Origin of the sequence: Geothrix fermentans DSM 14018 (assembly GCF_000428885.1) — a bacterium.
Taxonomy (GTDB): Bacteria; Acidobacteriota; Holophagae; order Holophagales; family Holophagaceae; genus Geothrix; species Geothrix fermentans.
In genome coordinates, this window is sequence record NZ_AUAU01000016.1 from 43,694 (window position 1) to 58,122 (window position 14,429).

Below are 14,429 nucleotides of genomic sequence, written 5' to 3' on the forward strand. Positions count from 1 at the left end.
GGCTAGCAGAATTCCGGCTAGGCGGACCGGCCGAAGTTCAACAGTTCCGCCGACGTCTCGAGGCCTTCGGCCAGGTCGAGCATCACTTCCCGCAGGGCGGTTTCCGGAGTGGCGTCGGCCTGGGTGCGCATGACCCGGGCTGTCCCGTGGGGGTCGTCCACCAGCCGCCGCAGGGCGTCGAAAACCTCCCGCTTGCGGCCTCCCCCCACGGCGTCCGGGATCTCGTGCAGCTGCTCGATGGCGTGCCCCAGGCTCAGTACCGCCAGGAGGCCCTTGGGCCAGCGCCGGCCCAGGTCCTTCGCCCGCCCCAGGTGCAGGGACAGCCGCAGGATCTGCCGGGCCCCCCGCGCCCGCCAGTCCGCGAGGGCCTCGCCCGGATCGGGCTCGACCATCCGCAGCAGGTCCCGCCGGATCACGCCGACGGCCTCTTCCGCCTGCTTCACGGAGCTTCGCGGCATCAGAATGTAGCTGCCGGCCACCACACAGGCCGCGGCCGCCAGGGCGGCGGAGCCGCCGACGATGTCCAGGGTGCTCGCCGCCACCGTGGCGCCGGCTTGGCTGGCCAGCAGGAAGCACATGTTGAAGTCCACGCCGGCGATGGCCGTGCGGGGGTGGGCCCGCAGGAAGCCCCCCAGCAGCAGGAAGGGCGCCAGGGTCCACCACAGCGCCGGGGGCGAGGGGAAGGCCGGCTGCAATAGGAGGCGATAGAGCGCGGCCACGAAGGCCCCGGCCACCACGCCGATCAGCAGCTTGGGCGCCACGCGCTGGGGCAGGGCCATGGAGCCGAGCACCAGGGGGAAGATGCACACGCCCACGGCGGCCTGGACCACCAGAGGCGAGCCGGACCCACGGGCCAGGGCCGCGGCCAGGAAGGTGGCGGCTCCCGAGGCCAGGGCCGTGCGCCCGGCCTGGGGCCACTCCCGGTGGGGCGCGAGGACGGCCAACTCCCGCTGGAACGGGAGGGCCCTGGAGGGTCCCAGAGGCCGGGCCAGCGCCGCATTGGCCTCCAGGAGGCGGGCCAGGGCGCTGGCAAGGCGCTCGCCTCCGGCCTCCGGCTCGATGGGGGAGGGCTCCTCCGGGGGTTCCGCCTCCGAGCGCAGGCGCTCCGCCACGGATTCCAGCCTGGGAGCCAGCCCCTCCGTCCAGCCGGCCGGCGCGGGTTCCCGGGGCCGGAGGGCCACCGCGGCGCTCATGACCCCCAGCGTGCCCACCACCAGCGAATCCACGTCGTGCAGCCGCCGGTAGCCCTCGAAGGAGCCCGCCAGGGTCAGGCGCGCGGAGGCCTCCACCTCGCTGACCTCCGCGAGGATGCGGCGCTTCTCCGCGCCCATGGCCGGGGCCCCGTGGCACAGCACGTCCGCGGCGTAGGCCACGGCGTCCGCCGACAGGTTCCGGATCTGGAGGAAGAAGGCCTGGGCCGGCGACTTGGGCGTGGCCAGCCCGGTGATGACGGTGGCCACCAGCACCCCGATGAGCGTGCACTCCACCCGCGCCGTGGCGAGTTCCAGGGAGGCTCCGGGCGCCAGCACGGAGGGGACGACGACGATGGAGGCGGTGATTCCCGCCAGCAGCGCCCCGTAGCCGTGCACCCCGCGCAGGACGTGGGTGAGGCCCCCGTTGAGGGCCACCCACAGGCCCAGCAGGGCGAACTGGACATAGGGGCCCACGGGCACATGGAGCAGCGCGAAGCCCACCGCCGCGCCCAGCAGGGTCCCCACCACGCGGAAGAGGGCCCGCTCCAGAAGGACTCCGCGCGAGGCCTGCGCCACCACCCACACCGGCATGGCGGCCCAGTAGGCGTTCTGCACGTGGACCAGGGTGGCGATGGCGAAGGCCACCCAGGCGGACAGGGCCAGCGCCAGCCCCCGCACCACCACCGCACGTTCGATGACCGGGACCTTCACACAGTTCCCTTCACCAGCTCCCGCTCAAGGCTCTGCAGCCGCTTGAGGCGCGCGAACAGGCCCGGCTGGCCCGCCAGGGCCTCGGGCGTGTCCAGCTGGACCGCCCGGCCCTCCTCCAGCACCAGCACCCGGGCGCAGGTCTCGGCCACGAAGACGCGGTGGGTGGCCAGCACCAGGGTGGACTTGCCGAGGAAGGCGCGCAGGTTCTCGAGGATGCGGCTCTCGGTCTCGGCATCCACCGCCGACAGGGCGTCATCCAGCAGCAGCAAGCGCGGCCGGCGCAGCAGGGCCCGGGCCAGGGCGGTGCGCTGGCGCTCGCCGCCGCTGAGGGCCACGCCGCGCTCGCCCACCACGGTGTCCAGCCCCTGGGGCAGGCGCTGGATGAGGTCGTCCATGGCCACCACCCGCGCGATCTCCCAGAGTTCCTCCTCCGTGGCCTCGGGCCGGCCCATGGCCAGGTTCATGCGCAGGGTGTCCGAGAAGAGGAAGGCCTCCTGGGGCACCCAGCCCAGGCCCGCCCAGTGGCGGCGCAGGGTGGCGTCGGACAGGGGTTTGCCGTCCACGAGCACGCGGCCGGCCTGGGGCGCGCGGAGGCCCGCCAGCACCTGCAGCAGCAGGGTCTTGCCGGACCCGATCCCGCCCACCACTGCCAGGCTGTCGCCGGGGGCGAGGGACAGGTCCAGGGGACCGACGCCGCGGCCGGTCTCGAAGCGGTGGCTCACGCCCTCCAGATCCAGGCCCGCCGGCGCCCCGGGAAGGGTGATGGCCTCGGCCGGCGGAAGGGCCTTCTCGGGGCCGAGGAGGAGCTGGTCCAGCCGCTCCTGCCCGGCCTTGGCCCGCTGGAAGAGGTTGGCCGACCAGCCCAGGCTCATCATGGGCCAGGCCAGGGCCACCAGGAAGCCGGTGAAGGCGGTGAGGTCGCCCAGGTTGAGGGCGCCCTGCACCACGAGGCTGCCGCCGTAGGCCACCAGCACCAGGGCGGACACGCCGCTGATGAAGGCGGACAGGGGGGCGTAGGCGCTGAAGATCACGGATTGCTTCATGCTGAGGGAGGCGTGGCGCCGGCTGAGGGCGCTGAACTGGGCCACCCGGGCCTCCTCCAGCCCGAAGGCCTGCACCACCCGCTCGCCGCTGATGGTCTCGTGGCTGTGGGTCGTGAGGGCCGAGAAGGCCAGCTGCAGCTTCTGCTGCACCACATGGCTCCACTTCCCGATGACGTAGAAGCCCAGGGCCAGGAAGGTGAAGGGCAGCATGACCGCGACGGTGAGCTTCCAGCTGGTGCTGAACATGAGGCCCAGCGTCACCGGCAGGATGGAGAGCACCTGGAGGAAGCTCATCAGCCCGGGCCCCGTGGCCATGCGCACCGTGCCCACGTCGTCGCCCAGGCGGGACATGAGGTCGCCCACCCGCTGCCGCTCGTAGAAGGCGAAGGGCCGGGAGAGCAGGAAGGTGTAGAGGGACTCGCGCTGCTCGCGCTCCACATCGCGGCTGAGGCCGATGAGCGTGTTGCGCATGAGGTAGCGGCCGATGCCCGCCGCCGCCGTGAAGGCCATCATCCAGGCCAGGAAGACCCGGGAGCCGTGCCAGTCGTGGCGCTCCAGGGCGTGCACCGCCCGGCCGGACCAGTAGGGCACCACGGAGGCGGCCACGCTGCACAGGATCGTGGCGGCCAGGCCCCAGTAGAGGGTGCGCCGGTGGCGGGCCATGAGCGGCCACCACCAGAACAGCTTGGATTCAGAAAGATCCGCCACGGGGCCTCCGCCATTCAGAGTAGCAACAGGCATCGGCCCGTGGCGCGGGCCCCTTGGCAGGGCCCCCGGGGCCCGGGCATGCTGGGGGAAACTTCCTCGAGCTCCCAGCCATGCGGAATCGCCTCGCCGCCTTGATCTTCGTCTCGCTCTCGGCCCTGGCCCAGGCGCAGATGGTGGAGGAGTCCCTGCCCCGGGATCCAGGGCCCCTGGACCTCATCCGCGGCGACAGCTACGAGCAGTGGATCTTCCAGTCCCTGGCCGGCGACGCCCTGGTGGGCCTGGGACCTGCGGGCCAGGCCGTGCCGCGCCTGGCCTCCTCGTGGAAGTTCCAGAAGGACGGCGCCCTCCTCTTCACCCTGCGGGGCGACGTCCGGTTCACGGACGGCAGCCCGGTCACGGCCGAGGACGTGCTGTGGACCTTCGCGGAGATCGGCCGAGATCCCAAGGCCAGCCCCACCAAGCGCGCCATCCTGGAAGGCGCGAGTTCGGGCCTCCAGGACGGCCGCGTGTGGATCCGCTCGCCCAAGCCCCCGGGCCGGCTCCTGCTGGAGCTGGCCCGCGTGCCCATCGCCCAGAAGGGCCACCCGGACCGGGGTTCCGGCCCCTTCCTCTACCAGAAGGAGGCGGCGGCCTGGACGTTCACCCGGCGGGAGCACTTCCTGAAGCCGCGCATCGACGGCCTCCGCTTCCGCCTGCTGCCGGACTCCGGCGCCGTGCTGCAGGCCCTCCAGAAAGGCTGGCTCACCATCGGCGCTCCGCCGCCGCGCCCCCTGGCGCCGCCCGCCTCCCACCGCGTGCTGGTCCAGCCCATGAACGCCCAGCTGGTGGTGTGGAGCCGCCCGGGCCTGGGGCCCCTCCAGCTCCTGGAGCGCTGGCGCCAGGATGCCTTCCCGCCCGGCCTTCTGGGCCAAAACGCCCGGCCCAGCCGGGGGCTGTGGCCCGAGAGCCTGGGTTTCGAGCCCCAGGCCATCGACACCGGATCGGCCCCGCCCCTGCCTCCGGGCCGCCTGAAGCTGCTCTACGCCGCCGGGGAGCCCTTCACGGAAAACCTGCTGCTGGCCCTGCGGGAGCGGGCCCGAAAGGACGGCTTCGAGCTCCAGCTGGCGCCCCTGGAGCAGGCCCTCCTCGTGGACCGGCTGCGCAGGGGCGACTTCGAGCTGGCCTGCTCCGTGGTGGTCTTCGAGCCGCACCCCTGGGCCGCGCTGGAGTACCTGGAGCCCAAGGGCCCCATGAACCTCACGGGCTGGCGCGATCCCCAGGCCCCGGCGCTGACGGCGGGCCTCCGCCAAGCCGGCGATGCGGCCTGGCGGGACCTCCAGGCCCTCTGGGCCCGGCATCCCGCGACCCTGCCCCTCCTCGATTTCCAGAGCGTGATCTGGGTGGACAAGCGCCTCGGCGTGGAGCCCAGCGTCCTGGGCCTCTACCTCGGCACCCCCGGCGCCGCGGGCTGGCGCTGGAACCGGTGAGGCGGGCCCTCCTCCAGGGCGCTGCCGTCTGGGCCCTGGCCTTCGGCCTGGCCTGGACCCTGCCGGGCGCCCTGTGGCGGCCGGTCCCGCCCCCGCCCTTCCCCACGCACGCCCTGCTGCCCGCGGGCCTCGCCCTGGGGACCCTGGCCCTCACGGCGCCGCTGCTGGCCTGGCTCGGCGGGCCCACCCTGGCCGAGCGGCGCCCCCTGGCCCTGCTGGAGGCCCCGCCGGACCTGCTCTGGGCCGGCCTCCTCCTCGCCCTCTGGCCCGCGGCCTGGGGCCCGCCGGGCCAGGGCGGCTGGGTCGCCGCCTTCCTCCTGGCCGCCCTCCCCGGCGAGGTGCGCTGGCTGGCTTCCGCCCTGCCGGGCGAGTGGCCCTTCCCCGCGGCCTGGGGAGCCCGCGTGGTTCGGCGGGCCCGGCGCCTGGCCCTGGCCCGCCTCGCCCGCCGCTGGCTTGCGGCGCGGCTGCCGGTCTGGCTCACGGCCTCGCTGGTGCTGGAGCGGCTCCTGGGCGTGCCGGGCCTGGGCATGGACTGGATGGACCGCGTGGCCGGCCGGGACCGCACGGGCCTCGCGGCCTGGGTGGCGGCCCTGGCCCTGCTCTGGCTGCTGTCGCACACCATGGACGCGGAGGCCGCCCCGTGAAATGGCGCCTCGTCTTCCTGCTGGCCCTGGCCCTGCCGGAACAGCCCCTGGACCCCTTCCGCGGAGGGCTCCCGGCCTCCCTGGGGCACCCCCTGGGCATGGACGAGCTCGGGCGAGATGCCCTCCTGCGCCTGCTGCTGGCCGGGGGCCGCAGCGTGGGCTTCGCCAGCGCCTGCGCCCTGCTGGCCATGAGTCTCGCGCTCCTGCTGGCCTGGCGGGGCCGGCGCTGGCAGGGCGGCCTCTCGGCCCTGCGGAGCCTGCCTCCGGTGCTCTTCCTCCTGCCCCTGGCCGCCGCGGCCGGAGGTCTCGGCCTCCTCAGCCTCTTCCTCCTGCTGGGCCTGCTGCTGGCCCCCCATCTCGAGCCGCCCCTGCGCTCCAGGCTGGAGGCCTTCTTCCAGTCCCCGGCCTGGGCCGCGGAGCGGGCCCTGGGCGCCCCCTCGCGCTCGACGCTCCGCCGCTGGTCCCCCTGGGCCCTGGATCAGGCCGCGGCCCTCTTCCCCAGCGCCTGGCTGGGCGCCCTCTGGGGCGAGGCCACCCTGTCCGCCCTGGGCCTGGGTCCCGGACCCGATCACGACAGCCTGGGCCGGCTGCTGCTGGAGCAGCTGCCCCGCCTGGGCACCGATCCCACCCCGCTGGGCTGGGCCGCCCTGGCGCTGGTGCTGGGCCTGGCGTGGGTGTCCACGCCGGGGCAGAAGCGCGGCTGAGGCCCGCCAATTGAAGCGGGGAATGAATTCAGGCGGAGATGAATGGAGATGGCCGGGATGGGCTCGGCGGCGCCGTGGTGAGCGCTCCTAGAGCTTGGCCTGCATGATGTCCAGGATCTCCCCGTCGGCGCAGGCCATGCCCTGCTGGGCCAGGCGGCCCAGGTGGGCCAGGGAGGCCTCGCCGCTGGCGCCCACGATGCCGTCGGTCTCAGGGATGCCGAAGCCCGACAGCGCAAGCTCCGCCGAGCGGAAGGCGGCTTCGACGCCCGTCATGGCCTTCATGGCGCAGCCGATCTTGGCGCCGTCACAGATGAGCCCGGCCAGGTTGCCCACCATGTTGTGGATGGCCAGCTCCATCTGGGGGATTCCGCCGCCGCCCAGGTGGACGAGGCCCACGGCGATGCCGATGCCCGCGGCGTTGGAAGCGCCGCACACGGCGGACAGTGTGCCCAGGCGGTGCGTGGTGGCCGTGGTCAGCAGGCAGGCCAGGGCCAGGGCCTCCTCGATGCGGGGCTCCGGGTGCCCCTTGTGGCGCGCCCAGAGCCCCAGGGCCACAGACACGGTGATGCCCTTGTTGCCCGACCCCGCCAGGGACATGACCGTGAGCGGCTCGCCGGACATGCGGCCCAGCACGCCGGAGCTCACCAGCCGCGGGATGCGCAGCCAGGGCTCCCCATCCGGACCCGGCACGAAGCCCGCCGGCAGGTGCCTGATGCTGTGCTCGGCCATGGCCAGGTTCAGGGCCAGGCCCTCGCGCAGGCGCGCCCGGTCGGCCTCGCCGATCGTCCCCGCCAGGGCCACCAGCTCCGCCAGGGGCATGGTGCCGACCTGCGCGCGGATGCGATCGCCCGCGTCAGGCCCCGCCTGAGCCGCGGCCACGGGCACCGCGATCCCGTCCGCCTCCAGCCGCGCCACGCGGGTGTGCTCCTGCTCCAGCACGGCCCGGCCCACACCGCCCTCGCAGGCCACGGTGCAGTCGATGTAGAGGTCCGATCGGGAGGCATCCACCTCCACGTGGAGGGCGCCGCGCTCCAGCAACCGCTCGGCCGCCGCCAGAGCCTCCGGAGTCACCGACTCGAAGATCTGCAGGGCCGGCGTGGGATCGGGCAGGACCGCTCCCAGGGCCAGGGCCAGGAGCACCCCCGTGCGACCCCCACTGTTGGGAATGCCCACAGCGTGGCAGTTCTTGTAGGTGCGGACGTCGAGCACCAGCCGGGCCATGCGCGGCTCGCCCCGCCCCTGGCGGGCGGCCAGGCAGGCGGCATAGGCCACCGCCGCAGGCTCCGTGCAGCCCAGGGCCGGCTTCCATTCGGCGGACAGGTACTCGGTCAGGTCCATGGTCATCCTCGCGGCCCCATTCTGGCCTCGGCCTAGCTTCTCCCGGATCACATGGGGTGCGCTACCCTACGGCCCATGTCGAACCTCCTCGGATCCCCCCTTCCCGCCTTCTCCCTCCAGGACGACCAGGGCGCCACGGTCACGAACGCCGACCTCAAGGGCCGCTGGACCGTGCTCTACGCCTATCCCAAGGACAGCACCCCCGGCTGCACCACCGAGGCCTGCGACTTCCGCGACAGCTGGAGCCGCGTGCAGACCCTGGGCGCCCAGGTCTACGGCCTCAGCCGCGACAGCCTGAAAAGCCACCAGAACTTCATCGCCAAGCAGAGCCTGCCCTTCCGCCTGCTCTCCGACCCCGACTGCGCCCTCCTCAAGCCCCTGGGCGCCTTCGGGAAGAAGGTGATGTACGGCAAGGAGGTGGAAGGCATCATCCGCTCCACCTTCCTCGTGGACCCCAAGGGCCTCATCCGCCACGCTTGGCCCAAGGTCAGCGTGAAGGGGCACGTGCAGGAGGTGCTGGACGTCCTGGCCAAGCTGAAAAGCTGAGACAGGATTAACAGGACCTGCTTATCGGCCAAGCTCAGCCCCATGTTCGCAAGATGAAAGGCTGGAGCCGGAGATGACGGAGAAACGGCCTCGGATCCACAGATTTGCACAGATTGAAAACGGGGCTGCGGCTGATTTGGGGGTGCAGCTTCGCGAGCGTGGGCTCCATGGGGGGCGCCTTCGGCGGGCCCACGCATGGTGGGTCGAGCCCCCTCCGCGCTCTCCGTGCGCCCGAAGGGCGGTCTCTGCGCCCTCTGCGTTCCGCTTTTCTGGCTGAGGCTCGCCGATAATCAGGTAACAGGATTAGATGCTGGATCAACAGAATTAAAGATTAAAGCAGTTGGCCTTAATCCTGTTAATCCATCTTTTCAATCCTGTTAATCCTGTCCCCGTCTTTCGGACAGCCGGCGCTCACCCCGCCATGATGCTGAAGCCGCCGTCCACGTAGAGCACTTGGCCGGTGATGCCGCGGCCCATGTCGCTGACGAGGAACACGCCGGCATCGCCCACTTCCAGCTGGTCCGTGTCCCGCTGCAGGGGGGTGTGGGAGCGGTGGGCCTTCAGCTTGGAGCCGATGCCGGGAATGGCCGAGGAGGCCAGGGTCTTGATGGGGCCCGCGGAGATGGCGTTCACGCGGATGCCCTGGGGGCCCAGGTCGGCGGCCAGGTAGCGCACACTGGACTCCAGGGCGGCCTTGGCCACGCCCATCACGTTGTAGCCGGGCACCACGCGCTCGCCCCCCAGATAGGTGAGGGTCACGACGGCGCCGCCTTCGGTCATGAGAGGCTGGGCCGCATTGCAGACGGCCGCCAGGGAGTAGGCGCTGATATCGTGGGCCACACGGAAATCCTCCCGGCTGGTCTCCACGAAGCGGCCCTCCAGGGCCTGCCGGGGCGCATAGGCCACGGCGTGCACCACGAAGTCCAGCTTGCCCCACTTCTTGCGGATCTCGTCGAAGGCCATGACGATCTGGCTGTCGCTGCCCACGTCCATGGGCAGCAGCAGGGGGTTCTTGAGGTCCGCCGCCAGCTCGCGGACGTTCTCGCCCAGGCGCTCGTTCTGGTAGGTCAGGCAGAGCTGGGCGCCGGCCTCGGCCACCTTCTGGGTGACGCCCCAGGCGATGGACCGCTTGTTCGCCACGCCGATGACCAGGCCCCGTTTCCCTTCCAGCAATCCACCCTTGGCGCTCATGCGATCTCCTCCAGAGTCGTGTGCAGACAATCACTTAGCATAGCCGAACCCGCGCCGCCACGCTATACCCGGAGTCAGGATGGAGGCTGCCGCGATCAGGGATGACCGGGCTCTTGACGAAGTGATACAAAAGGATCACTCTCCCATCATGGAGAGGCCGATGATGAAGCTGGTGCCGGTCACCGAAGTCAAGCGTCGCGCCACCGAGGTCATCGCGAGTCTCAGAAAGTCCCGTTCAGCTGTGATGGTGACTGAGCATGGCCGCGAAGCCGCCGTCATGGTGGATGTGGACACCTGGAACAGCCTCCAGCGGCGTCTTGAAATCCTGGACCTGGTGGCCAAGGGCGTCGCGGACCTTCGGGCCGGCCGGGTGACCTCCCAGGAGGACGCCAAGCTCCGCCTGGCTCGGTTTGCCAAGTGAAGGTCCAGTGGGCCGATCGGGCCCTCCAGGATCTGGAGGATGTCCTCGACTACATCCACTGGGACAACCCCGTCGCAGCCAGGAGCATCCATCGCAGGGTGTTCGAGAAAACGGAGAAGCTCAGGGATTTTCCAGACCTGGGGCCCATCTCGACAGAGGCCGGCGAACCCTTCCGGGAGATCCTCGTGAAACCCCAGCGGATCCTCTACCTGCATGAGGATGGGACCGTGACCATGGTCGCGGTCTTCCGGGAGGAAGCCGATCTGCGGGCCATTCGCGAAGCGGATTGAGGCCACCCAGCCCAAAGGCATCATCGGCCGCTGATTTCAGTGATTGCGGTGATTGGGCCTCGGGTGCTTCCCGCCCGGGCCGGCCGAAGGCCGCTTCCGACCGCGCCGGAAGACAGGGAGCCCAGGCAGCGCTGGGACGGGACCATCGTTTTATCCCTGCAATCACGAAAATCGGCGGCGGAAAAAGTTCTTCCCCCAATCCTGTTCATCCAGCTTTCAATCCTGTTACCTGATTATCGGCGAGCCTCAGCCAGAAAAGCGGAACGCAGAGGGCGCAGAGACCGCCCTTCGGGCGCACGGAGAGCGCGGAGGGAGCTCGACCCACCATGCGTGGGCCCGCCGAAGGCGGCCTCCGGCGTTGCCGGAGGTCATGGGGTGCGCGACCCTGGCGCCCCCCATGGAGCCCACGCTTGCGAAGCTGCACCCCCAAATCAGCCGCAGCCCCGTTTTCAATCTGTGCAAATCTGTGGATCCGAGGCCGTTTCTCCGTCATCTCCGGCTCCAGCCTTTCATCTTGCGAACATGGGGCTGAGCTTGGCCGATGAGCAGGTCCTGTTAATCCTGTCTTCGCTTTCGCTTGAAGGATGCCCGTGCTCCTCTCCGTCCCCATCGCCCTCCTCGCCTTGGCCCAACCCACGGCTCCCACCTTCCGCGCCGACCTGGACGCCGGACGCTACCTCAAGGTGCTGGGGGAGTCCGAGGCCCGGCTGCGCCAGAACCCGAACGACGCGGCGGCCTGGGCCGCCAAGTCCCAGGCCCTGTCCAGCCTCCAGCGCTTCACCGAGGCCCACGCCGCCGCGGACCGGGCCCTGGCCGCGAATTCGAGCCTGGCGGATGCCCTGCTGGCCCGGGGCCTCGCGCGGGCGGGCGAGGCCATCCGCCAGCGCGACCTCGGCAGCCTGCGCGGCGCCCTGGGCGCCATGGACGACCTCCGCGCCGCCACTGCGGCGGATCCCACCCTGGCCCCCGCCTGGATGAGCCTGGGCCTGGCCTATGAGATGCTGCCCGGCCTCCTGGGCGGCTCCACAAAGAAAGCCCTGCGCTGCGCCGACCAGCTGCGCCGCGTGGCTCCGGCCCGGGGCGACTTGCTCCAGGCCCTGGTGCTCGTGGAGGAGGACAAGTGGCGCGAGGCCGAGCCCTATTTCGGCCGCGCCCTGGCCCTCACCCCCCAGGATCCCGAGGTGGTGGGCCAGTGGCTGGACGCCCTGGATCGCCGCCCCGCCAAGAAGGCCCTGGGCGAGGCCGGGAAGAACGCCCGCCTGCTGGCCGAGGCCCAGCGCCTCCTCCCCGGCGTGCGCACCCGCGCCCGCGGCGTGGCCGCCGTCAGCGACGCCTACCTGCACGGCGGCCGGCCGGACCTCGCCTGGCAGGTGGCCCAGAACCACCTCCCCCAGGTGGACGCCCCCAGCCTCCTGCGCCTCCAACTCGGCAAGGTGGCCGCCAGCAGCGGCCTTCACCGCCCAGAGGGCCTCGCCGCCCTCGACCAGGTGCTCCGCGAACCCCTCGAAGGTGGCGCCGCCGGCTATCCCGGCGCCTGGTGGCGCAAAGGCCAGATCCTCCAGGGCCTCGGCCGCAGGGACGAAGCCCGCAAGGCCGCCCAGGAAGCTCTCAAGCTTGATCCGAAGCATCGCGGGGCGAGGGAGCTGATGGACGCATTGGAGCAGGATCGCTGACCTTTTGCGTCACTCCCTTGACGCATTCCCGGACCCGGGGCCCGCAAGGCCGCGGAACGCCGTCACGATCGCCTTTCAAACCAAGGATTCGCCTTCTTGCTGGCACCTTGGCACGGAGGTTGATACTTTATGCCCGGCAACCGCCCATAGGAGAGACCACATGAAGAACCAGAAGGGCTTCACCCTCATCGAGCTGCTGCTCGTGCTGGCCATCATCGGCATCATCAGCGCCATCGCCATCCCCGCCCTGCTCGGTCAGCGCGCCCGCGCCCGCGACAAGAGCTGCCAGGAGAACGCCACGGGCCTGATCTCCGATTCCATCGCCGCCTATGACCGCGCCTCCGAGGCCGGCATTGCCCCCGCCGATGGCGCTGGACTCTGGCTCGTCCTGACCACCGATGTGGCGCCCCTGAAGGCCGCCGCCATCCACGTCACCACGGACAAGAACCCCTGGGCCGGCACCGCTGGCGCCGCCAACAATGCCTTCAGCGTCATGGCAGCGCTTGGCACCGCGGATGAGGCTGGTGCCCGCGCCCTGGCCACCACCCTCGGCACCGTGGGTTCCGGCTTCCTGCCCCCCACCGCCGCCGCTGCCGGCGTCCCCGGCGTGGCCGGCGCCATCGGCGTGGGTGTGCAGCTGAACGGCACCTTCAAGGACGGCACGGGTGCGGACCAGTCGGTCTTCACCAAGGTCGGCGCCATCGACTAACACGATTTCCAGTCGTGCGACGGGGATCCCAACTGGGGTCCCCGTTTTTTGTGAGTTCCATCCAGATCGCCCCCGGATTCCCCCGTGGGCCGTGGATGGGCGAGAATGAACGTGGAATCCTGGGAGTGACGAGATGACCGTGGCCATCCAATCGGCGGGGCTGACACGCCGCTTCGGGAAGATGCTGGCGATCCAAGGGCTGGATCTCTCCGTCCAGGCCGGAACCATCACGGCCTTCCTGGGGCCCAACGGCGCAGGCAAGACCACGACCATCTCCCTGCTCCTCGGTCTGCTGAAGGCCGATGGCGGCACCTGCGAGGTTCTCGGGCTTCCGCCTGGCCATCCGGAGGCCCTGGCCAGGATCGGAGCCCTGGTGGAATCGCCCTCCCTCTACGATCACCTGACCGGGTGGGAGAACCTGGAGATCACCCGGCTGATGCGGGGCGCCCCCGCCTCGGACATCGACCGGGTGTTGAAGCTGGTGGATCTGGCGCGGGACGCCCGGCGCCCGGTCCGGGAGTACTCCCTGGGCATGCGCCAGCGGCTGGGCATGGCCCTGGCCCTGCTGGGGGACCCGCGGCTGCTCATCCTCGACGAGCCCACCAACGGGCTGGACCCCTCAGGCATCCAGGACATGCGCGAGCTGATCCGCAGCCTGCCCAGGCAGGCGGGGACGACGGTGTTCCTGTCCAGCCACCTCCTGGCGGAGGTGGAGCAGGTCGCGGAAGACCTGGTGGTCATCCACAAGGGGCGGCTCCGCTACCAGGGTTCCACGCTGGGCCTGGGGACCGCTGGCCCGGCGGAGCTGATGGTGCGCGTGGGCGAGGCGACCAAGGCCCAGGCGGCCCTTGGAGCCTTGGGCTTCCCGGTCCGGGAGGCGGATGGGCGCCTGTGGATCCAGGCCACGGAGGAGGAAGCGCCGCGGATCGCGGCCACCCTGGTGGAGCAGGGGTGCACCCTCTACGAGCTGGCACCCCACAAGGTGAATCTGGAAGCCCGGTTCCTGGCGTTGCTGGAGGAGGCATGACCGCCCTGCGGCCCTTCTTCCAGGCTGAACGGGTCAAGTGGCGCAAGAGCTGGCTGCTGGTCACGGCAGTCCTGGCCCCCCTGTGCCAGACGGGCTTCCTGGCGGTGATCTTCTGGTTCTCCGAAAACCGGATCCGCATGTTCAAGCCGGGCTTCCAGTTCTGGCTGGAACTGAACTTCGCGGCGTGGAACCTGGTGGTGATGCCCATCGTCACGGCCCTCATCTGCGAGCTGTCCTGGGAGCAGGAACGGGAGGCCCGGGCCTGGAACCTGCTCCTGATCCAGCCCGTACCCAGGCGCACCCACTACCTGGTGAAGGTTCTCAGCCACTTCGCCTTGATCACGGCCTCCCTGGTGCTGCTCGCCCTCCTGCTCCTGCTCGGCGGGCTCGTCCTCCAAAGCCGGCCCGGCTTGCTGATGGGCCCCCTGCCCCTGGCCACCTTCGCGCGGTTCCTCGGCTATTCGGCCTTGGCCCTGGCGGCGGTGGCGGCCTTCCAGACCTGGCTGGCCATGCGGATCCCCGGATTGTGGATCGGCTTGGCGGCGGCCCTGGCCGGAAGCTGGCTGACCCAGCGGCTGGTGGATGGATCCGCCCTGATTCAATTCCTGCCGTGGGGGTTGGCGGCCCAGGCCACCCTCGTGTTCGAGCGCTGGCGCCTCCTTCCGTGGGCGCACGCTCTGGGCAATCTGGCCTCCGCGGGGGTGCTGGTGCTTCTCGGAGCCAGCGATTTCACCCGGCGCCACGAACCCCGCGCCTGAGGAGCAT

Annotated in this window: 14 protein-coding genes; 10 read left to right on the plus strand and 4 right to left on the minus strand. The window is 71.1% G+C overall.

Annotated features, from left to right (window positions below):
- Positions 1-17 precede the first annotated feature (17 nt).
- Complete coding sequence (locus G398_RS0106740; protein ID WP_026853028.1) at positions 18-1,904, minus strand: FUSC family protein; 1,887 nt, start codon at positions 1,902-1,904, stop codon at positions 18-20.
- Positions 1,901-3,655, minus strand: coding sequence for an ABC transporter ATP-binding protein (locus G398_RS0106745; protein WP_026853029.1), 1,755 nt, complete (start codon positions 3,653-3,655; stop codon positions 1,901-1,903). Before G398_RS0106745 ends, G398_RS0106740 begins: the two co-directional genes overlap by 4 nt.
- 110 nt (positions 3,656-3,765) lie before the next feature.
- Here G398_RS0106745 and G398_RS21905 point away from each other — a divergent pair, with 110 nt between their 5' ends.
- The 3 genes from G398_RS21905 to G398_RS16840 are packed head-to-tail and all read left to right on the plus strand — an operon-like array spanning position 3,766 to position 6,469.
- Complete coding sequence (locus G398_RS21905) at positions 3,766-5,121, plus strand: ABC transporter substrate-binding protein (protein WP_026853030.1); 1,356 nt, start codon at positions 3,766-3,768, stop codon at positions 5,119-5,121.
- On the plus strand, positions 5,118-5,765 hold the full coding sequence (locus tag G398_RS21910; protein WP_026853031.1) for a hypothetical protein: 648 nt from the start codon (positions 5,118-5,120) through the stop codon (positions 5,763-5,765). Before G398_RS21905 ends, G398_RS21910 begins: the two co-directional genes overlap by 4 nt.
- The gene (locus G398_RS16840; protein ID WP_052571624.1) at positions 5,762-6,469 is read left to right on the plus strand and encodes a hypothetical protein; all 708 of its coding nucleotides are present in this window, start codon (positions 5,762-5,764) and stop codon (positions 6,467-6,469) included. Before G398_RS21910 ends, G398_RS16840 begins: the two co-directional genes overlap by 4 nt.
- Positions 6,470-6,556: 87 nt before the next feature.
- On the opposite strand, the gene G398_RS0106765 is transcribed toward G398_RS16840, so the two are convergent.
- Positions 6,557-7,807: an L-serine ammonia-lyase, iron-sulfur-dependent, subunit alpha gene (locus tag G398_RS0106765; RefSeq protein WP_169720625.1), complete on the minus strand. Its 1,251-nt coding sequence runs from the start codon at positions 7,805-7,807 to the stop codon at positions 6,557-6,559.
- 75 nt (positions 7,808-7,882) lie between these two features.
- Between G398_RS0106765 and G398_RS0106770 the strand changes: the two genes are divergently transcribed.
- A complete protein-coding gene (locus G398_RS0106770; protein ID WP_026853033.1) occupies positions 7,883-8,353 on the plus strand; it encodes a peroxiredoxin in 471 nt (156 codons plus the stop codon).
- Positions 8,354-8,764: 411 nt separating this feature from the next.
- Here the strand turns inward: G398_RS0106770 and G398_RS0106775 are convergent, their stop codons facing one another.
- Entirely contained in the window at positions 8,765-9,544 is a 780-nt protein-coding gene (locus G398_RS0106775) for an enoyl-ACP reductase FabI (RefSeq protein ID WP_043484057.1), read from the minus strand.
- Positions 9,545-9,704: 160 nt separating this feature from the next.
- Here G398_RS0106775 and G398_RS0106780 point away from each other — a divergent pair, with 160 nt between their 5' ends.
- The 6 genes from G398_RS0106780 to G398_RS0106805 all read left to right on the plus strand — a co-directional run bounded on the left by G398_RS0106780 (position 9,705) and on the right by G398_RS0106805 (position 14,422).
- Entirely contained in the window at positions 9,705-9,965 is a 261-nt protein-coding gene (locus tag G398_RS0106780) for a type II toxin-antitoxin system Phd/YefM family antitoxin (protein WP_211229054.1), read from the plus strand.
- The gene (locus G398_RS0106785) at positions 9,962-10,255 is read left to right on the plus strand and encodes a type II toxin-antitoxin system RelE/ParE family toxin (protein WP_026853036.1); all 294 of its coding nucleotides are present in this window, start codon (positions 9,962-9,964) and stop codon (positions 10,253-10,255) included. Before G398_RS0106780 ends, G398_RS0106785 begins: the two co-directional genes overlap by 4 nt.
- 590 nt (positions 10,256-10,845) lie before the next feature.
- The gene (locus G398_RS0106790; RefSeq protein ID WP_157492311.1) at positions 10,846-11,928 is read left to right on the plus strand and encodes a tetratricopeptide repeat protein; all 1,083 of its coding nucleotides are present in this window, start codon (positions 10,846-10,848) and stop codon (positions 11,926-11,928) included.
- 160 nt (positions 11,929-12,088) lie between these two features.
- Entirely contained in the window at positions 12,089-12,637 is a 549-nt protein-coding gene (locus tag G398_RS21915; RefSeq protein WP_043484059.1) for a type II secretion system protein, read from the plus strand.
- A gap of 133 nt (positions 12,638-12,770) precedes the next feature.
- Positions 12,771-13,664, plus strand: a complete 894-nt coding sequence (locus tag G398_RS21920) for an ABC transporter ATP-binding protein (RefSeq protein ID WP_026853038.1) — start codon at positions 12,771-12,773, stop codon at positions 13,662-13,664.
- Positions 13,661-14,422: an ABC transporter permease gene (locus G398_RS0106805; RefSeq protein WP_026853039.1), complete on the plus strand. Its 762-nt coding sequence runs from the start codon at positions 13,661-13,663 to the stop codon at positions 14,420-14,422. The genes G398_RS21920 and G398_RS0106805 overlap by 4 nt, the downstream gene beginning before the upstream one ends.
- The last annotated feature ends 7 nt before the right edge of the window (positions 14,423-14,429 follow it).